We start from the raw sequence: 25,254 nt of genomic DNA on the forward strand, positions 1-25,254 counted from the left end.
CGCCATGACCGTCACGATCGCCGCCCTCCAGATGTGCTCCGGGACCGATCCCGTCCGCAACGTGGAGACGATGCGGCGCCTCGTGCGCGAGGCGGCCGCCAAGGGCGCCGTCTATGTCCAGACGCCGGAAATGACCGGCGCGCTCCAGCGCGACCGCGCGGGGCTGCGCGCCATCCTGCGCACGGAGGCCGACGATCTCGTGGTCGCCGCCGCGGCCGAACTTGCCGCCGAGCTCGCCATCCACGTGCATGTCGGCTCCACCGCCATCGCGCTTGCCGACGGCAAGGTCGCCAATCGCGGTTTCCTGTTCGGCCCCGATGGCGGACAGGTCTGCACCTACGACAAGATCCACATGTTCGACGTCGATCTCGACAATGGCGAGAGCTGGCGCGAAAGTGCGGTCTATTCGCCGGGCGCCGTCGCGCGCATGGCGGACCTTCCCTTCGCACGGCTCGGCTTTGCCATCTGCTACGACGTGCGCTTCCCCGAGCTCTTCAAGGTGCAGGCCCAGGCCGGCGCCGAGATCATCTCCGTTCCCGCCGCCTTCACGCGCCAGACCGGCGAAGCCCATTGGGAAACGCTGCTGCGCGCCCGCGCCATCGAGAACGGCGTCTACATCATCGCCGCCGCGCAGGCCGGCATGCATGAGGACGGCCGCGAGACCTTTGGCCATTCCATGATCATCGATCCGTGGGGCCGCGTCCTGGCCAGCGCCGGCGGCACGGGCGAGGCCGTCGTGCTCGCCGAGGTCGACAATGCCGCCGTCAAGGCCGCGCACGACAAGATCCCCAACCTGCGCAACGGGCGCACCTTCACGCTGGAAACGGCACAGGCGCCCGCGAAGGGAGGCGTTGCCGCTTGATCCGCTACGAGCTTTCCTGTGACAACGGGCACGCCTTCGAAGGGTGGTTCGGCTCTGCGGACGATTTCGACCGCCAGCAGAAGAGGGCGCTCGTCTCCTGTCCCACCTGCGGCTCCGCCCATGTCGCCAAGCGCCTGATGGCGCCCTCCGTCTCGACCGCCCGCAAGAAGGAGCGCCGCCAGGAGCTCGTGGTGCAGGCCGGCCAGAAGGAGATGATGAACAAGCTTCGGGAGATCGTCTCGACCATCCGCGCCAATTCGGAGGATGTCGGCGAGCGCTTTCCGGAAGAAGCGCGCAAGATCCATTACGGCGAGGCCGAGCAGCGCGGCCTGATCGGCCGGGCCTCGGCGGACGAGGTGCGCGAGCTGCTGGAGGAGGGCGTCGAGGTCGCGCCGCTTCCCGTCCTGCCCGACGAAACCAACTGATGCGCGGCCATCATCTCGCGATCTACAATTTCGGCCTGCATGTCGACGACTACGATAGCCCGCGCGTCGAAGGCTTTCGCCTGCGCGAACCGCTGAATTTCGAGGCGGCGAGCCGGGCGGAGGGGTTCGTCGGCCGTTCCGGCTATGACGGCGAGCCGGGACCGGAAAGCTGGGGCGAGAAGGTCTATCCCCGCTTCATTACCGGCAGCGGCTTTGCGGATGCTCCCTCCTCGCTCTCGCTGTGGAGCGGGCTCGAGGCGCTGATGGCCTTCACCTATAACGGTGTGCACGCCGACGCCCTGAAACACGCCCGCAACTGGAACCAGCGGCAGGCCTGGCCTGCCCTCGTGCTCTGGTGGGTGGCGGAAGGCGTCCGGCCTCTCTGGGCCGATGGCGCCGAGCGGCTGGAGCATCTTGCCGATCGCGGCCCGTCGCCCCGCGCCTTCACCTTCAAGACGGCTTTTTGCCCCGACGGCAACACCGTCGGCATCGACCGCGAAAGCGTGAAGGCGATCGCCGCGCGCAACGCGGCCGGGCAGCAGGACCTGCTTGCCGTCGCGAAGACGTTGAAGGCCTGACCGGAGCTTCCCGCGGGCCGGCTTCAGGCGGAGGCGCGGCGCGCCACCATCATGTAGTTGACGTCCATGTCCTTCGACAGGTTCCACTGGTTGGACAGCGGGTTGAAGAACACGCCGGTGCGATCGGTCACCATCAGCCCCGAGGCCGTCAGCGGTTTCTCGATCTCCTCCGGGCGCACCAGCTTTTCATATTGATGGGTGCCGCGCGGCAGCCAGCGCAGCACGTTTTCCGCCGCGAAGATCGCCAGCGCCGCCGCCTTCAGCGTGCGGTTGATCGTGGCGACGAACATCATGCCGCCGGGACGCACCATGGAGGCGCAGGTGGTGAGGAAGAAATCGACGTCGGAGACGTGCTCGACCACTTCCATGTTGAGCACGACGTCGAAGGTCTCGCCGGCTTCCGCCAGTGCCTCGGCGGTCACCGCCCGGTAATCGACCGGAACGCCGCTGCCTGCCGCATGGGCCTTGGCGATGCCGATGTTCTTTTCCGAGGCATCCGCCCCGAGCACATCCGCCCCCATGCGCGCCATCGGCTCGGAGAGCAGGCCGCCGCCGCAGCCGATATCGAGGATGCGCAGGCCCTCGAGCGGGCGATGCGCCGCGGGGTCGCGGCCGAACTGACCGGACACGAGATCGCGGATATAGGTGAGGCGGACCGGATTGAACTTGTGCAAGGGCCGGAATTTCCCGGCCGGGTCCCACCACTCGGCCGCCATCGCCGAAAAGCGGTCGACTTCCGCCTGGTCGATCGTCGTGCGGGCTGCCTCGCTCATGGCTCGTCTCCTTCGCGTCCGTGTCCCCCGTGAAGTCGGCCTCCCCGGGGCGGATGTCAAGGGTCGAATGCGGAGGGAGACGAAGTGAAGCGGTTCAGCCGAGCCGCGTCGCGCGAAGCCGGTCCTCGTCGAGGGCCACGCCGAGGCCGGGCGTTTCGCCCAGCACAAGCCAGCCGTCCTCGTGCCGCAGCGGCGCCTGCAGCGGGTAGTCACGGCGCGCCTCGCTCCATTCCGGCCCGTCATAGGGATATTCGAGGAAGGGCGCGTCGCCCGCCCCCGCCGTCAGATGCGCATTGGCGAGCACGCCGATGCCGTTCGTCCAGGAATGCGGGGTGAAGGCGACGCCCGCCTCGCGCGCCTGGAAGGCGAGCCGCCGGCATCCCGTGATGCCGCCGACCAGCGCCACGTCCGGCTGGATCACGTCGAAGGCGCGTTCCTCGATGATGTCGCGGAACTCATAGAGCTCGCGCGTCATCTCCCCGCCCGCGATGCGCACGCTCGTCGCCTCCTTCAACGCCTTCATGCCCTTGCGATCGGAGCGGTGCAGCGGCTCCTCCATCCAGTAGATGCCGAGCCGTTCCAGCTCACGCGCGACGACGAGCGCATCCTTGAAGGTCCAGGAGAGCGTCGTGTCCCAGGGCATGCGCCAACCCTGGTTGCAGTCGACCATCAGCTCCAGCCGGTCGCCGACACGGGCGCGGATCGCCTCCAGCGCCTTCACGTCCTCGCGCCAGCCGTTGCGCCCGCCGGCGGAGGAGGAGAAGCGCACCTTCATCGCCGGAAAGCCTTCCGCGATGTAGCGCTCGGCCTGGTCGGCCATGGCGGCGGGTTCTCGCAGCACGCCGGAGGACGCATAGAGCCGCACCCGGTCGGCACGGCCACCAAGCATGCGCCAGACCGGCTCGCCCGTCACCTTGCCCGCAAGGTCCCAGAGCGCCAGATCGAGCGGCCAGCAGCGGCCATAGTGGAAATTGATGTGCGAGAGCACCTCGTAGTGCCGTTCGAGATGGCGCGGGTCCGCACCGATGAACAAATCCTCATGGCCCTCGAACCCCTTCATTAGGTCGCCGGAGCCAATGCCTTCGCGACCTTCCTCGTCGCGCACGCGCACGATCGTCGCGTCGAAATGCCGGCGCGGGCGACCATCCCAGCTTGCCTTGAACGGCGGATCGAGCGGCAGCCGGTGATGGCTGATGCCGATGGAAACGATCCTGCTCATGCGCTCCTCCCCTGGACTTGAGCCTTCAACCGAACTGCTGCCAGATTGTCTTGTAGTCGCAATATTTGTCGATCGCATGCACCGAGCGGTCGCGGCCGAAACCCGATTGCTTGAAGCCGCCGAAGGGCGTCGCGAAATTCGACATGTCGTAGGTGTTGATCCAGACCGTGCCGGCATGGATGCCCTCGGAGAACCGGTGCGCCCGGTCCATGTCGCGGGTGAAAACGGCGCCGGCAAGCCCGTAGATGGTGTCATTGGCGATTGCGAGCGCTTCCTCCTCCGTGTCGAAGGCGATGGCCGCAAGCACAGGGCCGAAGATCTCCTGCCGGGCGATGCGCATGTCGTTCGTCACATCCGTGATGACACCCGGCGAGACATAGCAGCCGCCCGTCTCGGACAGCACCCTTTCTGCGCCGAAGACGCGGCGCCCGCCGTCCGCCTCCCCCGCCGCGACGAGGCCGAGGACCTTGTCCATGTGCTCCGTCTCGATCAACGCACCGATCTGCGCCGAAGGCTCGAAGGGATGCGCCAGCACGATCTCTCGGCTCACCACCGCCTCGATCTTCTCGATCAGCGCATCCTGCACCGGGCGTTGCACGAGAAGGCGGGTCGCGGCATGGCAGGTCTCGCCGGAATTGTAGAAACAGCCCCAGGCGGCCGCGCTCGCCGCCGCGTCGAGATCGGCATCGGCAAAGACGACGAGCGGCGACTTGCCGCCGAGTTCCAGCGCCACGCGCTTGAGGTTCGACTGCGCGGCGTAGCCCATGATCAGCTTGCCCACCTCGGTCGAGCCGGTGAAGGCGACCATGTCGACATCCGCGTGGAACGCGAGCGGCTTGCCGACCTCCTCGCCGAAACCCGTGACGACGTTGAAGACGCCGGCGGGCAGGCCCGCCTCGACGGCAAGCTCGGCGAGCCGAAGCGCCGAGAGCGAGGACTGCTCGGCCGGCTTCAGCACCACGCAATTGCCAGCCGCGATCGCCGGCCCGAGCTTCCAGGCATCGATGATCATCGGATAGTTCCACGGCGTGATCGCCGCGACGACACCGAGCGGCACCTTGCGGACGAGCGCGCGCGCCTTCGGCCCGGTCGGGGCGATCTCGTCATACATCTTGTCGATCATCTCGCCGTAATACTGGATGCCCTCGGCGCACAGGCGCACGTCGACGCCGAGCGAGGCCTGCACCGGTTTGCCGACATCGAGCGTTTCGAGAAGCGCCAGCTCTTCGCCATGGATCCGGATCAGCTCCGCCCAGCGCAGCATGATCCGCTTCTTCTCCAGCGGCTCCTTGCCACGCCACACACCACTGGCAAAGGCCTTGCGGGCAGAAGCCACGGCAAAGTCGACATCGGCCGCATCGCCGCGCGCCAGCACGGCGCCGGGTTGGCCGTCCATGGGCCGCGTGCGGGTAAAAGTCCGGCCGGAAACGGCAGGCTGCACCCTGCCATCGATGAAATGCCCGCGGGCAAGCGAGAGGCCGGCAAGGCGTTCTTCCCAATAGGCGCGGCTGTGCTGTTCGGTCATGGTCGTCCTCAGAGCGTCCGGGGCAGCGCCATCATGCTGGCGGCGAAGGCATCGATATCGGCATCCGAAACAGCCCGGATCGTCGAACGGCGCATCGGCTGGTTCTCCGGCGCGCGCATCTCACGGGCGAGGTCTTCGGCGGTGAAGGCGGCAAAGGCGGCCGGCAGGGCGCGGACGATGCCGCAACGGTCCATCAGGCCGGCGACGAAGCCGGGCAGCATCGCCGCATCCTGCAGGCCGCAGGCCCGCGCCGCCGCGGCAAGGTCGGGCGTGTCGGCCTCGACGAGCCAGGCGAGCGTCGCCTCGAAGCCGAGCGCCGTGGCGAGCCCGTGATGCACCGGCGCAAGGCCGGCGAGCGCATGGCTGATCGTATGGGCGATCGCCGTGCCGCAATTGTCGATCGCGATACCGGCATAACAGGCACCGAGCAGCACCTTGCCGCGCGCCTCCCTGTCCGCGGGGTTCTTGACCGCCGTTTCCAGCGCCTCCACGAGGAGGCCGAGGGCGGCATGGGCATAGAGCGCGGCGCCGGCATGGGCGTTGCGGTTGGTCGCCGCCTCAAAGGCATGCACGAAGGCGTCGAGCCCGCACCAGGCGGTAAGGTTTGCCGAAAGCGTCACGGTCAGCGCCGGATCGAGCAGCACGAGGTCCGCCTTGGTCTCCGGCCCCCAGATCCACAGCTTCTTGCCCTCCGGCCCGGTGAAGATGGTCGTCGCCGACGTTTCCGAGCCGGTGCCCGCCGTCGTCGGCACCAGGATCTTGCGCAGCGGCCTGCCCGGCAAAGGGTGGGCGGCAAGCGCATAGTGCATCGGGCCGTCCGCGCCCGCCGCCACGCAAGCCGCGATCTTGGCGATATCGAGCGCCGACCCGCCGCCGAGACCGACGACGAGGTCCTTGCCGCTGGCCGCTGCCGTGGCGGCCTCGACCGCGGCCAGCTTCGGCTCGCCGGCAAAACCGGAGAAGAATTCCACCGCCACGCCCTCGGCATCAAACTGGTCGGCCAGGCGCCCGCCGAGCCCGCCGGCAGCAAGGAACCCGTCGATGACGACGAGCACGGAGCGGGCACCGAGCGCACGGGCGCATGCGGCGATGGTCTCATAGACCCCTTCGCCGAAACGAATCTCGGGCACGAAAGACGTTGTGAACGGCACGGAACCTCCCGAACGGATTTGCCGAACCGTGCATCACAATTTCAGATTTTCAAATCCTTGGATTCTTCAGTCTTTTTGATAACCTCAGATCATGAAGGACGCTATGCTCGCCCGTATTCCCCTCGAAGCTTTCCGTGTCTTCGACGCCGCCTGCCGGCACATGAACTTTTCGCGCGCCGGGCGGGAGCTGAACATCACCCAGGCGGCCGTCAGCCGGCGCATCAAGGGGCTAGAGGATCATCTCGGCACGCAGCTCTTCGCCCGCAGCGGCAAGAACCTGGCCCTGACGCCGCGCGGCGAAAGGCTGTTCCAGCGCGTGCGCGCCTCGCTTGACTATCTGGAGGAAAGCCTGGAGCCGTTCCGCACCGGCGCGGGACAGAGCATCTCGCTCGCCGCCAGCGGGTCTGTCTCCCATCTCTGGCTCGGCCGGCGCCTGCGCGATTTCTCCCGCGACAATCCCGACGTCGCGCTCCGCCTCGTCACGTCGGACAGCCCGGCCGACCTCGCCTCCGAGAACAACGACCTTGTCATCCTCTACAGCGCCGGCGAGCACCCCCGCTGGACGCTGACGCCGCTTCTCGCCGAAACGCTCGCCCCGGTGGCCTCGCCGGACTATATCGCCCGCAAGGGCCTCGATGCCGCCGCCATTGCCCCGGCCGATCTTATCGCCCTCGACCTCATCGACTACGAGCGCTTCAATGCCAACTGGATCTCCTTCCGGCCCTGGCTGGAGCGGGTCGCGCCGCAGGCGCTGCGCAAGGCGCCGCCGCGGCCGCACCTCACCTTCTCCACCTATGCGCTCGCTGTCGACGCGGCCCTCAGCGGCGACGGCGTGGCGCTCGGCAGCCTCGATCTCCTTGCCGCCGCGCTTGCCGAAGGCGCCCTGGTGCAGCTCGGGGAGACGCGCCTCGTCACCGGCTACGGCTATCATCTCGGCCTGCCGAAATTCCGCACCTCGCCGCCCGAAGCGCTCCGGCTGCACGACAGCCTGCTCGCCAGCCGCGCCGGGCCGTAAGGCTCCCGCGCTTGCAGGCATCCGGGGAGTAGCCTATCAGGAGCGGGAGATCGATGGATCCGGCCCCGAATGGGCCCGGCACCACCGCATCGACACGGGCAACGGCGCGGTTCGGCATGACGGAGCGGAAGCAAGGCAGATCCGGCTTGGTTGTCTTCGGGCTTTTGGCCGTCGTGCTGCTCGGAGCGATCGGCGCGACCGTGCTCCTGGCCAACGACTACCGCAATCTCAACCGCTTGCTCGCCCGCTTCGGCTACGATCCCGTCGCCGTGACGCCGCAGACGCGCGACTTGCGCCCCTATGAGCTGAAGGGCAACCGCGTGCCGCGCCCCAGGGGTCTCATCCCGGAACGGCTCCTGACGCCCGTCACCCCGATGCAGACCCGGTTCGTCCGCACCATCCGCAAGGCGCCGGAAATGCTCTGCGATGCGCTGCGCCGCAGCGGCTTCGAGACGGCCGGCTGGAAGGCCGGACTGTTCGACCAGCAGAGCTGGGAATGCCAGTCCTACCGCGAATTCCCCGACGCGAGCGACGGCACGAACCCGTCCTCCTCCGCCTTCCTGTCGATCCGGGGCAATGCGGAAACCCGCGTCTCCTCCTTCCGCATCAAGCTCAACATCGAGAACACGGCGACGCAGAACCGCGTGACGGATGCCGTCATCGCGGCGATCGAGGTCTTCCTCGACGAGGTGCGCTGGGAAGAGGCGCCCGACATCTTCGCCGATATCCGCGCCCTCAAGGAATTCGACATCATCCGCTTCGGCAACCGCATCCAGCTCAAGAAGGAGTTCAGTGAAACGCCGCGCTACAATTTCATCATCACGCCGGACCGCACGCGAACCCGCGGCACCTACCTGCCGGATTATTTCGACCGCGGCCGCTGGCTGCCGCTGCCCGACAAGCTGTGATGCGCCGGGAGATGGAGCTTGCCATGAAAAGACCGACAAAGCGAACCCGGTGGGCACAGGTGCTTGCCCTCCTCTTCTCGGCGGCCTCCGCCCAGGCTGCCGGCCTCGAATCCGGCCCGGTTTCGGACGATCCGATCTGGACCGACAAGCCCGTGCGCATCGACCGCAAGACGCAGGCCTATGAGCGGCTGGCCGTGGAGCCGATCGTGCTGCCGCTGCGCCTTCACCCGTCCGCCCGCGTCACCGTCTTCGACAGCGCCTCCTTCGCGGACGGTGGCCGGCTCTATGTGCTGACGGACGCCGTGCCGGTCGATCCGAAGCGGTTCTGCCGCGATGCCGACGGCACGGTCGCTATCTGCGGCCAGCAGGCGCGCATCGCCCTCAGGCGGCTGGTCGCCGGCAAGAGACTGACCTGCGAAGAGAATATCCGGTTTTCCGGTGTGTCCTTTCTCACCTGCTCGGCCGGCGGCAAGGATCTCGCCGAAACGCTCGTCGCGACCGGTGCGGCCTCGGCCGCCACGCCGCGGCTTGCCGCCACCCAGGAGGACGCCATGCGGCGAAAGGCCGGCATCTGGATCGACGCGGAATGCCGCGCCCGCGGGCGATGCCCGCCGGGGCGGGGACGTTAGAGCATTCCCGATGGACTCCGGTTCACCAGGAATGCCCCAGACTCTCGCTTTTGCCGCATTAGCCGACGCTGATGCGCCACTTGCCGGTTCCCTCTCCGGCCCATCCCCGCTATGACAGGACCATGAGCCTCCCTGCCCAGCCCATGCTCCGCCAGCGCCTCACGCTTGCCGCCGACCGGCCGCTCATCTACGCCATCGGCGATGTTCATGGCTGCCTCGACGCCCTGCTGGCGCTTGAGGACAGGATCCGCACGGACGCCGCGTCCCGCATGGCCGAGCGGCCGCTCCTCCTCTATCTCGGCGACTATGTCGACCGCGGCCCGGCCTCCCGGGCGGTGATCGAGCATCTGGCGAAGCCCGACCATGGCGACGGCATCGAGCGCATCGCGCTGTGCGGCAACCATGACGACACGTTCCTGAAATTCATCTTCAATCCGCACCAGCACCTGCGCTGGCTGGACTACGGCGGCGACGCGACGCTGCGCTCCTACGGGCTGGACCTTGCGGACTATACCGACCCCGGCGAGGCGGTGCACACGCTCGGCGCGGCCCTGCGCCGCGCGGTCCCGCAGCACCATATCGATTTCCTGCAAAACATGCCGATCGCGCTGATGAGCGGCGACCGGCTCTTCGTCCATGCCGGCATCATGCCCGGCATTCCGCTCGCCCGACAGGAGGATCATGACCTCATCTGGATCCGCGAGCCCTTCCTCAGCGAGGGTCCCGGCCTGCCGCTGACGGTCATCCATGGCCATACGGCGGGGCGCGAGCCGGTCTTCGGCAAGGGCCGCATCTGCATCGACACGACCTGCTACGCCACCGGCCGGCTGACCGCCCTCAGGGTGACCCTTGCGGGCGCGGACCTGATTTAGGGATCATCACCCCCGCCCGAACTCGTCCTCGATGCGGATGATGTCGTCTTCGCCAAGATAGGAGCCGGTCTGCACCTCGATCAGTTCGAGCAGGATTTTTCCCGGATTGGCGAGGCGATGCACCTCGCCCTGCGGAATGTAGACGGATTCGTTCTCGCGGAGCGGGATCGTCCTGTCGCCGATCGTCACCTCGGCCGTGCCCCGTACGACGATCCAGTGTTCCGAGCGATGGTGGTGCTTTTGCAGCGACAGCCGCTTGCCGGGCGTCACGAACAGGCGCTTGACCTGGAAACGCTCGCCGTTCAGCACCGAGGTATAGCCGCCCCAGGGCCGGTAGGAGGTCGGGTGCGTCTCGGTCAGCTTCGCCGTCTTCGGCAGGCTGGCGAGATGCTTCACCAGCTTGCCGACATTCTGGCTGTCCTCCATGCGGCCGACATAGACGGCGTCCTCGCTGGCGATGACGGCGACATTGTCGAGGCCCTGCACGGCGACGTGGATGTCCCGCGAGATGATCAGCGAGTTGCGCGTGTCGAGCACCGTCGTGCTGCCGTCGGCGACGTTGCCGGCCTCGTCCTGCCGGCCGGTCTTCCACACCGAATCCCAGCTGCCGAGATCGGACCAGGTGATCGGCGAGGGCACGACGGCGGCGATCGGCGTCTTCTCGAAAATGGCATAGTCGACGGAGATATCGGGCGCGCGCGAAAAGGCCGCCTCGTCGAGCCGCTCGAAGTCGAGGTCGTGCTGTGCCTTGGCGACCGCTTCGCCCGCCGCCTCCAGCACGTCCGGCGCATATTGCCGCAGTTCGCGCAGGAAGAGCCCGACCGGCAGCATGAACATGCCGGAATTCCAGAGATAGCCGCCGGCCGCCAGCATGGCCGTCGCCCTTTCGTGATCCGGCTTCTCGACGAACCGGCGCACCGCATTGGCGCCATTGCCGAGGTCCTCGCCGATCTCGATGTAACCGTAGCCGGTCGCGGGCTCGCTCGGCGTGATGCCGAAGGTGACGAGGCGGCCGGCCCTCGCGGCGGCAGCCGCCCTGGCGATGCAATCGAAATAGGTGGCGTTGGCATCGATCTCGTGATCGGAGGCAAGCACCTGCATGATCGCGTCGTCGCCGTGATGGCGCGCGATGAAGGTCGCGGCGGCGGCAAGCGCCGGCGCCGTGTTGCGGGCGACGGGCTCGAGCAGGATCGAGGTGAGCGCGACGCCGGCCGCGCGGGCCTGTTCGGCGACGAGGAAGCGGAAGTCGCTGTTGGTGACGACGATCGGCGCCGCATAGAGCCCCGCATCGGCGACGCGCGCCAGCGTTTTCTGGAAGAGCGTGGTTTCCCCGAGGAATTCGAGGAACTGCTTCGGCGCGGAGGCGCGCGACAGCGGCCAGAGACGGGTGCCCTTACCGCCGGCCATGATGACGGGTACGATCTTGCTGCTCATCCTGCTCGTCCTGATGCGTTGGTCCGCCCTCATGGCGCACGCCTTGCGCGCCACTCTCGCCCGGCGTCGTAAAGAAACAGCAAATTACCACAACCTGGCGTTCCGGTCGGGTACGCAATGTTGCGGATAGGGTAAAGAGGACCTTCTTCGCAAGCAGTGAAATGAAGGCAACAAAAAACCCGCCGGAACGGCGGGTTTGGCAGGCGCAAACGCGTACCGCGATCAGGCCGGTACGACGATACCCTGCAGCGTGGTGAGTTCGGCGAGATAGGTCTCTATGCCGAACTTCTGGTCGTCCGACTTGGCATGGCTCAGCTCGGCACGGGCGGCTTCGATGCGGCGAACGATGTCTTCGTTCTTGAAGTCGTCGACGTGCACGGCCGATTCGGCCAGCAGCGTGCAGCCTGTCGGGACGATGTCGGCGAACCCGCCGAAGACCACGTAGCGGTCCTTCTTGCCGTCCGCGAACTTCACGGTGACGATACCCGGCTTGATCGTCGTCATGGTCGGCGCGTGGTTGGCCATGACGGTCATCTCGCCCTCGGTCGCCGGGATGACGACCTCGCTGACGCTGCCGGAAACCAGCAGGCGCTCGGGGGAAACGAGTTCAAAGTTGAATTCTGTTGCCATGACCATCTTAGCGAATAGCGAATAGCGAATAGCGAATAGAATTCGTATTCGAGGTTCGCATTTTCCCTATTCGCTACTCCCTATTTCCTATTCGCTGTTAAGCCGCTTCGGCAGCCAGCTTCTTGGCCTTCTCGACGGCTTCTTCCATGGAGCCGACCATGTAGAAGGCAGCTTCCGGCAGGTGGTCGTACTCGCCGTTGACGAGGCCCTTGAAGCCCTTGATCGTGTCTTCGAGCGCGACGAGCTTGCCCGGCGAGCCGGTGAAGACTTCGGCCACGAAGAACGGCTGGGACAGGAAGCGCTCGATCTTGCGGGCGCGGGCAACGGCCAGCTTGTCGTCTTCCGACAGTTCGTCCATGCCGAGGATGGCGATGATGTCCTGCAGCGCCTTGTAGCGCTGCAGGGTCGTCTGGACCTTGCGGGCGACTTCGTAGTGCTCTTCGCCGACAACCATCGGGTCGAGCATGCGCGAGGTCGAGTCGAGCGGATCCACGGCCGGGTAGATGCCCTTTTCGGCGATCGAGCGCGACAGAACGGTCGTTGCGTCCAGGTGGGCGAACGAGGTTGCCGGCGCCGGGTCGGTCAAGTCGTCGGCCGGAACGTAGATGGCCTGGACCGAGGTGATCGAGCCCTTGGTCGTGGTGGTGATGCGTTCCTGCATCGCGCCCATGTCGGTGGCGAGCGTCGGCTGATAGCCCACGGCCGACGGGATGCGGCCGAGCAGAGCCGACACTTCGGAACCGGCCTGCGTGAAGCGGAAGATGTTGTCGACGAAGAACAGAACGTCCTGGCCCTTGTCGCGGAAGTCTTCGGCGATCGTCAGACCCGTCAGCGCAACGCGCGCGCGGGCACCCGGCGGTTCGTTCATCTGGCCGTAGACGAGGGCAGCCTTGGAGCCTTCGCCGCCGCCGTGCTTGTTCACGCCCGATTCGATCATCTCGTGGTAGAGGTCGTTGCCTTCGCGGGTACGTTCACCGACGCCCGCGAACACCGAGTAACCACCGTGCGCCTTGGCGACGTTGTTGATCAGTTCCATGATGAGAACGGTCTTGCCGACGCCTGCGCCGCCGAAGAGGCCGATCTTGCCGCCCTTCGCGTAGGGCGCCAGCAGGTCGACGACCTTGATGCCGGTGACGAGGATCTGCGCTTCCGTGGACTGCTCGACATAGGCCGGAGCATCCTGGTGGATGGCGCGCTTCGCCTTGGTGACGAGCGGGCCGGCTTCGTCGACGGGCTCGCCGATGACATTCATGATGCGGCCGAGCGTCTCGTCGCCGACCGGAACGGAGATCGGGGCGCCGGTGTCGGTCACGGGCTGGCCGCGGACGAGACCTTCGGTCGAGTCCATGGCGATCGTGCGAACCGTGTTTTCGCCGAGGTGCTGAGCGACTTCGAGAACGAGGCGGTTGCCGTTGTTGTCGGTTTCCAGCGCGTTCAGGATGAGCGGCAGGTCGCCGTCGAAGGCGACGTCAACGACGGCGCCGATAACCTGGGTAACGCGACCGGTCGCGCGGGCTGCGACCGGAGCCGCCGCCTTGGTTGCAGCAGCAGTCTTCGCTGCCGGCTTGCGCGCTGCCGGCTTCTTTTCCACTGCGGCGGTTTCCTTCGGGGTAGCTGCCTTAGCCATGTCTCTTACCCTCTTTGTCCTGGTCCTTAGAGCGCTTCAGCGCCCGAGATGATTTCGATGAGTTCCTTGGTGATCTGAGCCTGGCGCTGACGGTTGTAGTTGAGCGTCAGCTTGTTGATCATCTCACCAGCATTGCGGGTCGCGTTGTCCATGGCGCTCATCTTGGCGCCCATTTCGCCGGCGACGTTCTCGAGCAGGGCCCGGAAGATCTGGACGGAAATGTTGCGCGGGATGAGGTCCCCGAGGATCGCGCCGGCATCCGGCTCGTAGTCGTAGATCGCGTTGGCACCTGTCGTCTCGGCAGCGACCACCGGAGCGGAGGCCGGGATGAGCTGGAGCGCGGTCGGGATCTGCGAGATGACCGACTTGAACTCGGAATAGAACAGCGTGCAGACGTCGAATTCGCCCTGCTCGAACAGGCCGATGACCTTGTGGCCGATCTGGTCTGCATTGGCAAAGCCGATGCGCTTGACTTCGCGCAGATCGACGCGGTCGATGATCAGCGACGCGAATTCACGGCGCAGGATATCGAAACCCTTCTTGCCCACGCAGATGATCTTGACCGTCTTGCCGCTCGCCAGAAGCTTGCGGGTGTGGTCACGCGCAAGGCGCGCGATCTGCGAGTTGAAGCCGCCGCACAGGCCGCGTTCGGCCGTGCAGACGACGAGCAGGTGAACTTGGTCCTTGCCCGTGCCGGTCATCAGACGCGGCGCCGAATCGTCCTGGCCGACGGCCTGGGCGATGTTGGCGAGAACGGCGCTCATGCGCTGCGAATAGGGCCGGGCGGCCTCGGCCGCTTCCTGGGCACGCCGAAGCTTTGCCGCGGCGACCATCTTCATCGCCTTGGTGATCTTCTGCGTCGCCTTGACGGAGGCGATCCGGTTTTTCAGATCCTTAAGTGAAGGCATCCGTTTTCCGTCCTGTAACACGATCCGGGAGAGGTCTCCTCAGCGGATCATGCGTCAATCAAAGTTCCCGGGCTGCCTGCGCGCCGGCGGCGCGCAGGGCTCGAACCGTTAGGTCTCAGCCGAAGCTCTTGGCGAAGGCATCGAGAGCAGCCTTGAGCTTGCCCTTGGTGTCGTCGCTGATCGCCTTTTCGGTGCGGATCGTATCAAGGATCGCCTTGCCCTCGGAGCGCATGTAGCCGAGCAGGCCCTGCTCGAACTTGCCGACCTGGGCGACCGGCAGCTTGTCGAGATAGCCGTTGACGCCGGCGAAGATCACGACGACCTGCTCTTCCGTCTTCAGCGGCGAGAACTGCGGCTGCTTCAGGAGTTCGGTCAGGCGTGCACCGCGGTTGAGCAGGCGCTGCGTTGCGGCATCGAGGTCCGAGCCGAACTGGGCGAAGGCGGCCATTTCGCGATACTGGGCAAGCTCGCCCTTGATCGAGCCGGCGACCTGCTTCATCGCCTTGATCTGTGCGGAGGAGCCCACGCGGGACACCGACAGACCGACGTTAACGGCCGGGCGGATACCCTGGTAGAACAGGTCCGTTTCAAGGAAGATCTGGCCGTCGGTGATCGAGATCACGTTGGTCGGGATGAACGCCGAAACGTCGTTGCCCTGGGTTTCGATGACCGGCAGGGCCGTCAGCGAGCCAGCGCCCATCTCGTCGTTGAGCTTTGCCGCGCGTTCCAGCAGACGCGAATGCAGGTAGAAGACGTCGCCCGGATAGGCTTCGCGGCCCGGCGGGCGGCGCAGCAGCAGCGACATCTGGCGGTAGGAAACGGCCTGCTTGGACAGGTCGTCGTAGCCGATGAGGGCATGCATGCCGTTGTCGCGGAAATATTCGCCCATCGCGCAGCCGGCGAACGGTGCGAGATACTGCATCGGGGCCGGGTCGGAGGCGGTTGCAGCAACGATAATCGAGTACTGCAGCGCGCCGCGCTCTTCGAGCACCTTCACGAACTGGGCTACGGTCGAACGTTTCTGGCCGATGGCGACATAGACGCAGTACAGCTTGTCGCCGTCCGGGCCGTTGTCGTGGATCGCCTTCTGGTTCAGGATCGTGTCCAGGATGATGGCGGTCTTGCCGGTCTGGCGGTCGCCGATGACCAGCTCGCGCTGGCCGCGACCGACCGGGATGAGGGCGTCGATGGCCTTGAGGCCGGTCGACATCGGCTCATGCACCGACTTGCGCGGGATGATGCCCGGAGCCTTGACGTCAACGCGGGCGCGCTGCTTGGCATTGATCGGGCCTTTGCCGTCGATCGGGTTGCCGAGCGCGTCGACGACGCGGCCGAGCAGTTCCGGGCCGACCGGCACGTCCACGATGGCGCCGGTGCGCTTGACGGTGTCGCCTTCCTTGATGTCACGGTCGGAACCGAAGATAACGACGCCGACATTGTCGCTTTCCAGGTTCAGCGCCATGCCGCGGATGCCGCCGGGGAACTCCACCATTTCACCGGCCTGGACATTGTCGAGGCCGTAAACGCGGGCGATGCCGTCACCGACGGAGAGCACCTGGCCGACTTCCGAGACTTCCGCCTCTTTGCCGAAATTTTTGATCTGATCTTTGAGAATTGCGGAAATTTCCGCGGCGCGGATATCCATCAGCCGACCTCTTTCAGTGCAAGCTTAAGGGTAGAGAGTTTGGTGCGAAGGGAGGTGTCGATCTGGCGGGACCCGACCTTGACGATCAGACCACCGAGAATGGACGGGTCGACGGTGACGGCGATCGCCACGTCTTTGCCGGTGACGCCTTTCAGCGCCGCCTTCAATTCTGTTTCCTGCGCTGCGGTCAGCGCATGGGCCGAGGTGACATCGGCCGTGATTTCGCCGCGGGCGCGGGCCGCGATGGCGCGGTAGGCCTTGATCATGCCGGGGACGGCGAAGAGGCGGCGATTTGACGCAACCACCTTGAGGAAGTTTGCCACGAGACCCGTGATGCCGGCCTTGGCGGCAACGGCGGCAATGGCCTTGGTCTGATCTTCGGCGGAGAAGACGGGGCTGAGGATCAGCCGCTTCAGGTCGTCGCTTTCGTCGATCAGTGCCTGGAAACGGGCAAGATCGGCACCGACACTGTCAGCCGAACCGGCTTCCTGAGCGAGGTCGAAAAGCGAAGACGCGTATCTTTCTGCAACACCGGAAACAAGCTGGGATGTGTCTGCCACGGGCACAAGCTTCTCTTCTTTTCATTCAAGAGGTCGGGCAGTAGCGAAGCTACGGTCCTAACCAATTGAAATCGTTGCGGTAATCTTCAGTCCCTACAGGCTTTGGCGCCCGCTTTTTCTGAATTTCGCGGTTCGTCTAGCATACGAAACCGGGACTCGCAACACGCCGGACGCAGGAATGCGCCATAAGTCGGCCACAGTCGGGGCAAAAGTTGCCTGCGCGCACTCTGTTCTGGTGTTTATGGAGGCCGGAAGCCGGTTTTCCGGTCACAGGAAGCCGAAGGCGTAGCCGAGCGGCAGTGCGGCAAGCACCGCCTGCGCGCCGAGCACGGCAAGGTTCTTGAGCGTGAAGGAACCGTCCGACATCAGCGACAGGATGCGGCCGAACGCAGCCAGCGCGAAACCGCCGCCGATGGCCATGTAGATCCAGCTCTGCGCCATCAGCAGCGCGACGATGGCGATCCCCGCATAAAAGCCACCGGCCGAGCGGGCGAAGGCATATCCTTCCCGCGTGCCGTCCCGGATCTGGAGCCCGGCGAGCTTCAAGGCCGTGCCGGGCGCAAAGAGGGCGAAGAGGCCGAAGAGCACGGTCGCGATGGCGGCGCAGAACGCCAGGAGCTCGCCCGTCTCGGTGGGGATGTAGAATTCCATCTCGGCGTCTCTCCTTGCCTGCCCGCCGCCCTCTATCGCACAGGCCCGCGACGGGCAGAAGCGCACCGGGAAAGTTCGCACAACTCTTTGTTAACCACCCATGTCAGAGGAAACTCTGCGGATCGATGTCGAGCTGCACCTGCAGCGAGGCCCGCTCCTTAGGCCCGTTGGCCAGCATGGCGCGCAGGAAGGCCTGCATGTCACTGCCCCGCCGGCCATGCACCAGGAGGCGGAAGCGGTGGCGGCCGCGGATCAGCGCCAGCGGCGCCTCCGCCGGACCGAGGATCGAGATGCCGGAGACCTGCGGTGCTGCCTGCCGCAGCCCCCGCGCATGCGCCTCCGCCTCGCCGCGCGTATCGGCCGAGACGATGACCGAGGCGAGCCGGCCGAACGGCGGCAGCAATGCCTTCTCCCGCTCGCCGATCTCGCGGTCATAGAACGCCGTCGCATCGCCGGAGACGATGGCCTGCATGACGGGATGGGCCGGCTGGTAGGTCTGGATGAGGCCGTGGCTCTTCAGGCCCGAGCGCCCGGCACGCCCCGTCACCTGCGAAAGCAGCTGGAAGGTCCGTTCGGCCGCCCGTGGATCGCCGTTGGAAAGCCCGAGATCCGCATCCACCACGCCGACCAGCGACATCAGCGGGAAATTGTGCCCCTTGGCGACGAGCTGCGTGCCGATGACGATATCCGCCTCGCCGCGGGCGATCGCCTCCAGCTCCAGCCTGAGCCGCTTCACGCCCATCAGGTCGGAGGAGAGCACGATGGTGCGCGCCTCGGGAAAATGCCGCTCCACCTCCTCCGCGATGCGCTCCACCCCCGGGCCGCAGGCGGCGAGGTGGTCGAAGGTGCCGCATTCCGGGCAGGCTTCGGGCGTGCGCTCGGCATAGCCGCAATGGTGGCACTGGATCTGCCCGCGGAACCGGTGCTCGACCAACCAGCTTGAACATTGCGGGCACTGGAAGCGATGGCCGCAGACGCGGCAGAGCGTCAACGGCGCATAGCCGCGACGGTTGAGGAAGAGCAGCGCCTGCTCACCCTTCTCGATGGTGCGCTGGATGCCGCGCAGCATGACGGGCGACAGGAAGCCGCCGCGGGCCGGCGGGTGCCGCCGCATGTCGACGAGATGCAGGTCCGGCAGCGCCGCATCGCCGTAGCGCGTCGGCAGGTGCAGTTTGCGATAGCGGCCGACATCGCTGTTGACCCGGCTTTCCACCGAAGGCGTCGCCGAGACCAGCACGGCCGGAAAGTCGCCGATGCGCGCCCTGACCACCGCCATGTCGCGCGCATTGTAGAAGACGCGGTCTTCCTGCTTGTAGGCCGGGTCGTGCTCCTCATCGACGATGACGAGGCCGAGATTTTCGAACGGCAGGAAGAGCGCCGAGCGCGCGCCGGCCACGACCCGGACATCCCCCGTCGTCACCTGCCGCCAGACCTTTTCGCGGATGCGCGGGGCGAGATCGGAATGCCATTCGGCCGGCTTGGCGCCGAAACGATCCTGGAACCGCTCCAGAAAACTCGCCGTCAGCGCAATTTCCGGCAGGAGGATCAGAACCTGCCGGCCCTGCCGCAAGGTCTCGGCGATCGCCTCGAAATAGACCTCCGTCTTGCCCGATCCGGTGATGCCGTCGATCAGCGAGACGGAGAATTCGCCCTTCCGCACGCTCTCGACCAGTTCCGCCGCACTCTCCGTCTGCGGCCCTTCGAGCCGCGGCGCAACGTAATCGGGGTCCGGCGCCGCCACCACCGGCGGCGGCGGCAGGAAGACCGTCTCGAACGTGCCCTGCTTCACCAGCCCGTCGATGACGCTGGTCGAGGTGCCGGAGGCATGCGCAAGGCCGGACCGCGTCCACGGTATGCCGCCCTCGACCAGTTCCAGCACGCGCTCGCGCGCACTCGTCAGCCGCTCCGGCCGGTGGCCGGTGAAGCGCAGCCCCTCGATCATCGGTTCGGGATCGAAGGCGGTGGGTGCACGCAGCGCCATGCGGGCGACGAGGCCCGGCGGCGTCACCGTGTAAGCGGAGACCCAGTCGAGGAAATCGCGCATCTCCCTGGAAAGCGGCGGGCAGTCGAACACCTTCTCGATCGGCCGCAGCTTCTTCGGATCGACCTTGCCGTCATCGCCGCCGTCCCAGACGACGCCCGGCACCAGCCGCGGCCCGAGCGGCACCTGCACGATCGAGCCCGGCTCCACCGCCATGCCCTCCGGCACCGAATAGGAATAGGGCAAGGGCGTCGGCACCGGCACCATCACGGGCACCGTGCGCGGAAAAAGTTTTTCCCCGAAAAGGTCGGTCGAATCGCTGGTCATCAGGCGCGAAGATGCCCCCGCCGCGACGCGAAGAAAACCGCAAAGATCGCCGCCGTCCTCATTCGTCGTCCCCGGCCATTTCGCCCGTCAGCCGCATGCCGTCGATCCAGGTCGCCCCGTCATTGCGCACGACGCGCTTCGCACGCACGCCGCAGCGTGTCTCCACCTCCTGCGCCAGCCGCTCGGAATGGGTGACGATCCAGAGCTGGCTCGACTGCGCGGCCCGCGCAATCATGTCGGCAAGCGGTGCCAGCATGTCCGGATGGAGGCTTGCTTCCGGCTCGTTGAGCGCGATCAGCGGCGGCGTGCGATAGGAGAGAAGGGCCGCGGCGAGCGCCAGGAAGCGGATCTGCCCGTCCGAAAGCTCGCGCGGCTGGAAGACGCGCTGGGGAAACTGTGGGAACACCAGCCCGTAGGAGGCGAACTCCTCCGGCTCCGGCACGGAAAGCCGCGCCCCGCCGAACGCGTCCGCCACCGCCCGGTCGAGATCGAGCGTATCCTCGCGCGTCCAGGTGAGCGTCGCAAAGACGGCGGCCATGTTCGCCCCGTCCTGATCGAGCAGCGGCGCGGTGACGGCAAGGCAGGGCTGGCGCAGGGCCGAATCGCGGTCGGAGCGGAAACCATGGAAGAAGCGCCATTGCGAGACGGCGCGACGGAAGGTGCCGATCTCCGGATAGTGCCCGGCATCGCCGAGCAGAGCGATGGCCGTCTCCGAGGTCAGCGCCTGTTCTGGATGCTCGACCATGCGGCCGGTCTCGTCGCGCACCATGATGCCCGGCCCGGCGCGCTTCATCACCGTCACCGGTCGCCGCCCGGTCTCGATGGTCAGTTCCTCCGCCTTGACCTGCGGCTCGAAGGCAAAGCCCGCGGCGGCTTTCGGCGGGCGCTGGACGGCCTCCACGCGGTAGCGGAAGGTGATCGCACGGTCCTCGTCGAGAAGTTCGGTCTCGAGGCGGATGCGCACCGGCTCGTTCGCCCGCCGCCTGCCCGTCCAGAGCGCCGAGGCCATGCCGCCTTCCGCCGCGATCTCATGGGCGAAGCTACCGCGCACCGCGGCCTGGACCAGCTGGAGCGAGCGGTAGAGGTTCGATTTCCCCGCTCCGTTCTCGCCGACGAACAGGTTCACACGCCCGAGATCCATGCGGATCGAGCGCAGCGAACGGTAGTTTTCGGCAGACATGGAACGCAAAAGCATGATGGTCCCGCAATGGAGGAAGACCCTCTCTATACCAGCCACCGTGTCGAGAGGAAGGCGGGCCGCTTTGCCCGGCCTCGACGGGAACGTTAGCAAAACCTTAAGCGGAAATCGCCCATGCTCCGGCAAACGCCAAAGGGCAGGACATGACCGATCTCCTCATCATCGCCGACCCGACACTGATGGCCGAGCGCCAGGGCTGGCTCGCCGCGCTCGCGGAAGAACGGCGGCTTTCCGACAACACGCTGGACGCTTATGAGCGCGACACCCGCCAGTTCCTCGCCTTCCTGACGCAGCACCTTGCCGCCCCGGCGCGCCTCAAGGACATCGGCGACCTGCGGCCGGCGGACCTGCGCGGCTTCCTCGCCGCCCGGCGCCGCGACGGCGCGGGTGCGCGCACGCTCAGCCGCGGCCTTGCGGGCCTGCGTTCGTTCCTGCGCCACCTGGAGCGCAAGGGCCTCGCCAATGCCGCCGGCGCTTCGGCGGTGCGCTCGCCGAAACAGCCGAAATCGCTGCCGAAGCCGCTCTCCGACCGGCAGGCGATCGCCGTCGTCGATGCCCATGAACAACTGGCCGAGGAACCGTGGATCCGCCTGCGCAACGCCGCTGTCCTGACCCTCCTCTACGGCTGCGGCCTGCGCATTTCCGAGGCGCTGTCGCTGACGCCGGCCGATTTCGCCGGCGCGCCGACCGCGCTGCGCATCACCGGCAAGGGCGACAAGACCCGCATTGTGCCGCTGATCGCCCCGGCCCTTGCCGGCGTCGAGGACTACATAAAGCTCTGCCCCTTCCCGCTTGCGGAGGACAAGCCGCTCTTCCGCGGCGCGCGAGGCGGCCCTTTGCAACCGGCAATCATCCAGCGCGAGATGCAGAAGCTGCGCGGTGCCCTCGGCCTGCCGGACAGCGCGACGCCCCATGCGCTGCGCCATTCCTTCGCCACGCACCTGCTGGCCGGCGGAGGGGACCTGCGCACCATCCAGGAACTGCTCGGCCATGCCAGCCTTTCCACCACGCAGGTCTATACCGGCGTCGATTCCGCCCGGCTGCTCGAAATCTACGACCGCGCCCATCCGCGGGCATGAGGCCCGAGGCGTAGCACGTTAAGGGATTGTGAGGGCAACCGGACTAGAGCTTGTCGCACACAAAAGTGCCCAGCGGTTTTGCGAGAACGACAGGCGTAAAATCAAGGCCCTGAAGCGCAGGGGGCGAATCCAGAGGATCGCGACGCGTTTCAGGGCTGCCGAAAAGACAGGGAGTTCGACCATGACAGTCCTTCTTCGCAGACAGCGCCCGGCGCTTGCCGACCGGCTGGCCGATGCCGGCCTCTGGGGGCTGGCCGCCATCCATGTGCTGGTCGCGCTCTCCTTCCTCTTCGTGCTTGCCGCCCTCTCGCCGGCTAGCGCGCAGGAGCCGCCCGTCTGCGGCGGCATCAATCTCCTGGAAAAATTCGAAAAGGACGATCCGGCCGGCTATGCCAAACTGCGGGCCGAGGCCGATGGCGTGCCGAACGGCAAGGGCATCTTCTGGAAGATTGAGAAGGACAGCCAGCCCGCCTCCTGGCTGCTCGGCACCATGCATGTGACGGACCCGCGCGTGCTCGCCATGCCGGAGGCGGCACGCACCGCCTTTGCCGAAGCCGCAACGATCGTGGTCGAATCAGACGAGATCGCGGACGAGAAGAAGGCCGGCGCGGCGATGCTCACCCGTCCCGACCTCACCATGTTCACCGACGGCAGGTCCATCACCGACTTCCTCGACGAGGAGGGCGCAGAGAAACTGGCCGAAGGCCTGAAGCGCCGCGGGCTCTCGCTCGCCGCGGTCGGCCGCATGAAGCCTTGGATGATCGCGAGCTTCGTGGCGCTGCCGGCCTGCGAGATCGCCCGCAAGACGGCCGGCGCCGCCTTCCTCGACCAGCGCCTCGCCAAGGACGCGCTTGCCGAGGGCAAGACGCTGAAGGGTTTGGAAACGCTCGTCGAGCAGATTTCCGCCCTCGATTCCCTGCCGCTCGAACCGCAGGTCCAGGGCCTCGTCCAGACCCTGGAACTCGGCGACACGCTGAAGGACGTCATCGAGACGATGAGCCAGCTCTATCTTTCCGGCGATACCGGCATGATCATGCCGATGATGCGCGCCGCCGCGCCCGAGACGGACGCGGACGCCGAGGCCTATGCCGATTTCGAGCAGCGCATCATCATCGACCGCAACCACACGATGGCGGAGCGCGCCGCGCCGATCCTCGCCGGCGGCAACGTCTTCGTCGCGGTCGGCGCATTGCATCTTGCCGGCCCGGAAGGGGTCGTGGAGCTGCTGCGCAAGCAGGGCTTCACCGTCACCGTCGTGCCCTGAGCCTCATGGCTCCCGCGTGCGTGAAATCCTGCGGCCGATACCGGCCAGCATGGTGCGGACGATCAGCTTGTGGAACGGCATGACGGCGGCAAGATAAAGCCGGCCGAGCAGGTTGTTGCGGTGGACGAGCGTCATCACGCTGAGCGTCTGGCCGCTCGGCCGGTCCCGCCGGACATCGATGACGATGCGGAAATTGAGATGCCTGTCGTCGAAGCCGAGCACAACCCGGTCGTCGCTCGCGCTGACAATCGGAAAGCCGCCGATCTCCGTCTCCGACGGCACGACCTTCCCGGCCGCCCCTTTCAGGCCGAACGGCCGGACGAGCGCATTGCGCAGCGCCATGAGCCGGCGCACCCAGGCCGGCGGGTGTTCGAGCGCCAGCCGCGCCGCCTCGCGCGCCGTGAGGTTGTCGACGGGCAGGCCCAGCGTGAAGCGATCCGCCCAGTCGGCGGCAGGCAGAAGCGGATGCGGAAGCGAGACCGGTCTCGAAACGGGGGACATGAAGGCCATCCTTTAAGGCCTCCATGGTGCGCCTCTTCGCCGGGCGAAGACAGGCGGCCGGTTGTCGCAGCCGCCTGACCGGATCACATGTGGATCGGCTTGAAGAAGGTCGCGAGCGCGGCTTCCTTGACGGCTTCCGACATGGTCGGGTGCGCGTGGCAGGTGCGGCCGAGGTCTTCGGAGGAGCCGCCGAATTCCATCAGCACGGCCGCCTCGTGGATCATCTCGCCGGCGCCGAAGCCGACGATGTGCACGCCGAGCACGCGGTCCGTCTCCTTGTCCGCCAGCACCTTGACGAAGCCGTCCGTCGCCAGCATGGCGCGGGCGCGGCCGTTGGCGGTGAAGGGGAACTTGCCGGCCTTGTAGGCGATGCCCGCGGCCTTCAGTTCCTCTTCCGTCTTGCCGACGGAGGCGACTTCCGGCTGCGTGTAGACGACGCTCGGAATGACGTCGTAGTTCACGTGGCCGGCCTGGCCCACGAGGATTTCGGCAACGGCGACACCCTCGTCTTCCGCCTTGTGGGCGAGCATCGGGCCGCGCACCACGTCGCCGATGGCATAGATGCCGGCGACGTTGGTCTGGAAGTGGTTGTCGATCTCGACACGGCCGCGATTGTCCAGCGCGACGCCGGCGTCCTTGAGGCCGAGGCCGTCGGTATAGGGCTTGCGGCCGGTGGCGATCAGCACGACGTCGGCTTCGATCGTGGCGGCCTCGCCGCCCTTGACCGGCTCGAAGGTCACCTTGGCGCCGGAACCCGCCTTCTCGACGCCCGTCACCTTGGCACCGAGCTTGAACTCCATGCCCTGCTTGACCAGCATGCGCTGGAACTGCTTGGAGACATCGCCATCCATGCCGCCGAGGATGGTGTCGAGATATTCGACCACGGTGACCTTGGCGCCGAGGCGGGCCCAGACGGAGCCGAGCTCGAGGCCGATGACGCCGCCGCCGACGACGATGAGGTGGCCCGGCACCTTGTCGAGCGCGATGCCGCCGGTGGAGGAGACGATGACCGTCTCGTCGATCTCGACCGGGACGCCCGGAATGCCGGCGACGTCGGAGCCCGTGGCGATGACGATGTTCTTCGTCTCGAGGACCTGTTCCTCGCCCTTGTCGTTGGTGACGGAGACCTTGCCCGCGCCGAGCACCTTGCCGGTGCCCTGGATGCCGTCGATCTTGTTCTTCTTGAAGAGGAAGGCGACGCCGTCGACATTCGACTTCACCGTCGCATCCTTGTGCCCCATCATCTTGGAAAGGTTCAGCACCGGCTTGACGCCCTCGATGCCGAGCGCGTCCAGACCGTGGGCGGCATGGCTGTAGGTCTCGGAGGCATGCAGCAGCGCCTTGGAGGGGATGCAGCCGACATTGAGGCAGGTGCCGCCATAGGTGGCCCGCTTTTCGACGACCGCGACCTTGAGGCCGAGCTGGGCCGCCTTGATGGCGCAGACATAGCCGCCGGGGCCGGAACCGATAACGATGAGATCATATGCCATGA

General features: G+C 66.6%; 24 protein-coding genes. 9 read left to right on the forward strand and 15 right to left on the reverse strand.

What is annotated here, in order from left to right; translation table 11 throughout:
* The first annotated feature begins 4 nt into the window (after positions 1-4).
* From AABQ55_RS00910 to AABQ55_RS00920, 3 genes are read left to right on the forward strand one after another with little or no spacing between them, the layout of a single operon-like run.
* Positions 5-862: a carbon-nitrogen hydrolase family protein gene (locus AABQ55_RS00910; RefSeq protein WP_272806902.1), complete on the forward strand. Its 858-nt coding sequence runs from the start codon at positions 5-7 to the stop codon at positions 860-862.
* On the forward strand, positions 859-1,287 hold the full coding sequence (locus AABQ55_RS00915) for a DUF1178 family protein (protein WP_272806903.1): 429 nt from the start codon (positions 859-861) through the stop codon (positions 1,285-1,287). Before AABQ55_RS00910 ends, AABQ55_RS00915 begins: the two co-directional genes overlap by 4 nt.
* On the forward strand, positions 1,287-1,865 hold the full coding sequence (locus tag AABQ55_RS00920) for a DUF3291 domain-containing protein (RefSeq protein WP_272806904.1): 579 nt from the start codon (positions 1,287-1,289) through the stop codon (positions 1,863-1,865). Before AABQ55_RS00915 ends, AABQ55_RS00920 begins: the two co-directional genes overlap by 1 nt.
* Before the next feature lie 23 nt (positions 1,866-1,888).
* Here AABQ55_RS00920 and ubiG read toward each other — a convergent pair whose 3' ends face one another.
* The 4 genes from ubiG to AABQ55_RS00940 form a co-directional block, all read right to left on the reverse strand.
* The gene (gene ubiG / locus AABQ55_RS00925) at positions 1,889-2,638 is read right to left on the reverse strand and encodes a bifunctional 2-polyprenyl-6-hydroxyphenol methylase/3-demethylubiquinol 3-O-methyltransferase UbiG (RefSeq protein WP_272806905.1); all 750 of its coding nucleotides are present in this window, start codon (positions 2,636-2,638) and stop codon (positions 1,889-1,891) included.
* A 94-nt stretch (positions 2,639-2,732) separates the two neighbouring features.
* Complete coding sequence (locus tag AABQ55_RS00930) at positions 2,733-3,857, reverse strand: mandelate racemase/muconate lactonizing enzyme family protein (protein WP_272806906.1); 1,125 nt, start codon at positions 3,855-3,857, stop codon at positions 2,733-2,735.
* Positions 3,858-3,882: 25 nt separating this feature from the next.
* Positions 3,883-5,382 carry an aldehyde dehydrogenase gene (locus AABQ55_RS00935; RefSeq protein WP_272806907.1) on the reverse strand — a complete coding sequence of 500 codons (1,500 nt, stop codon included), beginning with the start codon at positions 5,380-5,382 and terminating at the stop codon, positions 3,883-3,885.
* Positions 5,383-5,390: 8 nt separating this feature from the next.
* Positions 5,391-6,533, reverse strand: coding sequence for an iron-containing alcohol dehydrogenase (locus AABQ55_RS00940; RefSeq protein WP_272806908.1), 1,143 nt, complete (start codon positions 6,531-6,533; stop codon positions 5,391-5,393).
* Between the two features lie 91 nt (positions 6,534-6,624).
* On the opposite strand from AABQ55_RS00940, the gene AABQ55_RS00945 reads away from it, so the two are divergent.
* The 4 genes from AABQ55_RS00945 to AABQ55_RS00960 all read left to right on the forward strand — a co-directional run bounded on the left by AABQ55_RS00945 (position 6,625) and on the right by AABQ55_RS00960 (position 9,957).
* Complete coding sequence (locus AABQ55_RS00945; RefSeq protein ID WP_272806909.1) at positions 6,625-7,548, forward strand: LysR substrate-binding domain-containing protein; 924 nt, start codon at positions 6,625-6,627, stop codon at positions 7,546-7,548.
* A 146-nt stretch (positions 7,549-7,694) separates the two neighbouring features.
* Entirely contained in the window at positions 7,695-8,456 is a 762-nt protein-coding gene (locus AABQ55_RS00950; protein ID WP_272806910.1) for a DUF6030 family protein, read from the forward strand.
* Between the two features lie 23 nt (positions 8,457-8,479).
* Positions 8,480-9,085, forward strand: coding sequence for a thermonuclease family protein (locus tag AABQ55_RS00955; protein WP_272806911.1), 606 nt, complete (start codon positions 8,480-8,482; stop codon positions 9,083-9,085).
* Between the two features lie 122 nt (positions 9,086-9,207).
* Complete coding sequence (locus tag AABQ55_RS00960; RefSeq protein ID WP_272806912.1) at positions 9,208-9,957, forward strand: metallophosphoesterase family protein; 750 nt, start codon at positions 9,208-9,210, stop codon at positions 9,955-9,957.
* Between the two features lie 6 nt (positions 9,958-9,963).
* Here the strand turns inward: AABQ55_RS00960 and AABQ55_RS00965 are convergent, their stop codons facing one another.
* The 9 genes from AABQ55_RS00965 to AABQ55_RS01005 form a co-directional block, all read right to left on the reverse strand.
* Positions 9,964-11,391 carry a mannose-1-phosphate guanylyltransferase/mannose-6-phosphate isomerase gene (locus AABQ55_RS00965; RefSeq protein ID WP_272806913.1) on the reverse strand — a complete coding sequence of 476 codons (1,428 nt, stop codon included), beginning with the start codon at positions 11,389-11,391 and terminating at the stop codon, positions 9,964-9,966.
* Positions 11,392-11,613: 222 nt separating this feature from the next.
* Positions 11,614-12,021: a F0F1 ATP synthase subunit epsilon gene (locus AABQ55_RS00970; RefSeq protein ID WP_272806914.1), complete on the reverse strand. Its 408-nt coding sequence runs from the start codon at positions 12,019-12,021 to the stop codon at positions 11,614-11,616.
* 97 nt (positions 12,022-12,118) lie between these two features.
* Positions 12,119-13,648: a F0F1 ATP synthase subunit beta gene (gene atpD, locus AABQ55_RS00975; protein ID WP_272806915.1), complete on the reverse strand. Its 1,530-nt coding sequence runs from the start codon at positions 13,646-13,648 to the stop codon at positions 12,119-12,121.
* 26 nt (positions 13,649-13,674) lie between these two features.
* Entirely contained in the window at positions 13,675-14,556 is an 882-nt protein-coding gene (locus AABQ55_RS00980) for a F0F1 ATP synthase subunit gamma (protein WP_272806916.1), read from the reverse strand.
* A 115-nt stretch (positions 14,557-14,671) separates the two neighbouring features.
* Positions 14,672-16,201: a F0F1 ATP synthase subunit alpha gene (gene atpA, locus AABQ55_RS00985; protein ID WP_244769339.1), complete on the reverse strand. Its 1,530-nt coding sequence runs from the start codon at positions 16,199-16,201 to the stop codon at positions 14,672-14,674.
* Positions 16,201-16,767, reverse strand: a complete 567-nt coding sequence (locus AABQ55_RS00990) for a F0F1 ATP synthase subunit delta (protein WP_244769338.1) — start codon at positions 16,765-16,767, stop codon at positions 16,201-16,203. Before AABQ55_RS00990 ends, atpA begins: the two co-directional genes overlap by 1 nt.
* A gap of 261 nt (positions 16,768-17,028) precedes the next feature.
* Positions 17,029-17,412: an AGROH133_08824 family phage infection protein gene (locus tag AABQ55_RS00995; RefSeq protein WP_272806917.1), complete on the reverse strand. Its 384-nt coding sequence runs from the start codon at positions 17,410-17,412 to the stop codon at positions 17,029-17,031.
* A gap of 103 nt (positions 17,413-17,515) precedes the next feature.
* Positions 17,516-19,720: a primosomal protein N' gene (locus AABQ55_RS01000; protein ID WP_272806918.1), complete on the reverse strand. Its 2,205-nt coding sequence runs from the start codon at positions 19,718-19,720 to the stop codon at positions 17,516-17,518.
* 58 nt (positions 19,721-19,778) lie between these two features.
* A complete protein-coding gene (locus tag AABQ55_RS01005) occupies positions 19,779-20,915 on the reverse strand; it encodes an AAA family ATPase (protein WP_272806919.1) in 1,137 nt (378 codons plus the stop codon).
* A 146-nt stretch (positions 20,916-21,061) separates the two neighbouring features.
* Between AABQ55_RS01005 and AABQ55_RS01010 the strand changes: the two genes are divergently transcribed.
* Entirely contained in the window at positions 21,062-21,997 is a 936-nt protein-coding gene (locus AABQ55_RS01010) for a tyrosine recombinase XerC (protein ID WP_272806920.1), read from the forward strand.
* Between the two features lie 181 nt (positions 21,998-22,178).
* Entirely contained in the window at positions 22,179-23,261 is a 1,083-nt protein-coding gene (locus AABQ55_RS01015) for a TraB/GumN family protein (RefSeq protein ID WP_272806921.1), read from the forward strand.
* A 3-nt stretch (positions 23,262-23,264) separates the two neighbouring features.
* Here AABQ55_RS01015 and AABQ55_RS01020 read toward each other — a convergent pair whose 3' ends face one another.
* Both AABQ55_RS01020 and lpdA read right to left on the reverse strand, forming a co-directional pair.
* Positions 23,265-23,762, reverse strand: coding sequence for a DUF2867 domain-containing protein (locus tag AABQ55_RS01020; RefSeq protein WP_272806922.1), 498 nt, complete (start codon positions 23,760-23,762; stop codon positions 23,265-23,267).
* 83 nt (positions 23,763-23,845) lie between these two features.
* Complete coding sequence (lpdA, locus tag AABQ55_RS01025; protein WP_272806923.1) at positions 23,846-25,252, reverse strand: dihydrolipoyl dehydrogenase; 1,407 nt, start codon at positions 25,250-25,252, stop codon at positions 23,846-23,848.
* Between the last annotated feature and the right edge of the window lie 2 nt (positions 25,253-25,254).

The sequence above is a fragment of the Shinella sp. WSD5-1 genome, assembly GCF_963942435.1.
Lineage (GTDB): Bacteria > Pseudomonadota > Alphaproteobacteria > Rhizobiales > Rhizobiaceae > Shinella > Shinella yambaruensis.

Bases quoted from the DNA above. Each gene is read 5' to 3' on its own strand.
- AABQ55_RS00910 (WP_272806902.1), top strand. From the start codon at position 5: ATGACCGTCACGATCGCCGCCCTCCAGATGTGCTCCGGGACCGATCCC.
- AABQ55_RS00920 (WP_272806904.1), top strand. From the start codon at position 1,287: ATGCGCGGCCATCATCTCGCGATCTACAATTTCGGCCTGCATGTCGAC.
- ubiG (WP_272806905.1), bottom strand. From the start codon at position 2,638: ATGAGCGAGGCAGCCCGCACGACGATCGACCAGGCGGAAGTCGACCGC.
- AABQ55_RS00930 (WP_272806906.1), bottom strand. From the start codon at position 3,857: ATGAGCAGGATCGTTTCCATCGGCATCAGCCATCACCGGCTGCCGCTC.
- AABQ55_RS00935 (WP_272806907.1), bottom strand. From the start codon at position 5,382: ATGACCGAACAGCACAGCCGCGCCTATTGGGAAGAACGCCTTGCCGGC.
- AABQ55_RS00945 (WP_272806909.1), top strand. From the start codon at position 6,625: ATGAAGGACGCTATGCTCGCCCGTATTCCCCTCGAAGCTTTCCGTGTC.
- AABQ55_RS00955 (WP_272806911.1), top strand. From the start codon at position 8,480: ATGAAAAGACCGACAAAGCGAACCCGGTGGGCACAGGTGCTTGCCCTC.
- AABQ55_RS00960 (WP_272806912.1), top strand. From the start codon at position 9,208: ATGAGCCTCCCTGCCCAGCCCATGCTCCGCCAGCGCCTCACGCTTGCC.
- AABQ55_RS00965 (WP_272806913.1), bottom strand. From the start codon at position 11,391: ATGAGCAGCAAGATCGTACCCGTCATCATGGCCGGCGGTAAGGGCACC.
- AABQ55_RS00970 (WP_272806914.1), bottom strand. From the start codon at position 12,021: ATGGCAACAGAATTCAACTTTGAACTCGTTTCCCCCGAGCGCCTGCTG.
- atpD (WP_272806915.1), bottom strand. From the start codon at position 13,648: ATGGCTAAGGCAGCTACCCCGAAGGAAACCGCCGCAGTGGAAAAGAAG.
- AABQ55_RS00980 (WP_272806916.1), bottom strand. From the start codon at position 14,556: ATGCCTTCACTTAAGGATCTGAAAAACCGGATCGCCTCCGTCAAGGCG.
- atpA (WP_244769339.1), bottom strand. From the start codon at position 16,201: ATGGATATCCGCGCCGCGGAAATTTCCGCAATTCTCAAAGATCAGATC.
- AABQ55_RS00995 (WP_272806917.1), bottom strand. From the start codon at position 17,412: ATGGAATTCTACATCCCCACCGAGACGGGCGAGCTCCTGGCGTTCTGC.
- AABQ55_RS01000 (WP_272806918.1), bottom strand. From the start codon at position 19,720: ATGACCAGCGATTCGACCGACCTTTTCGGGGAAAAACTTTTTCCGCGC.
- AABQ55_RS01005 (WP_272806919.1), bottom strand. From the start codon at position 20,915: ATGCTTTTGCGTTCCATGTCTGCCGAAAACTACCGTTCGCTGCGCTCG.
- AABQ55_RS01010 (WP_272806920.1), top strand. From the start codon at position 21,062: ATGACCGATCTCCTCATCATCGCCGACCCGACACTGATGGCCGAGCGC.
- AABQ55_RS01015 (WP_272806921.1), top strand. From the start codon at position 22,179: ATGACAGTCCTTCTTCGCAGACAGCGCCCGGCGCTTGCCGACCGGCTG.
- AABQ55_RS01020 (WP_272806922.1), bottom strand. From the start codon at position 23,762: ATGTCCCCCGTTTCGAGACCGGTCTCGCTTCCGCATCCGCTTCTGCCT.
- lpdA (WP_272806923.1), bottom strand. From the start codon at position 25,252: ATGGCATATGATCTCATCGTTATCGGTTCCGGCCCCGGCGGCTATGTC.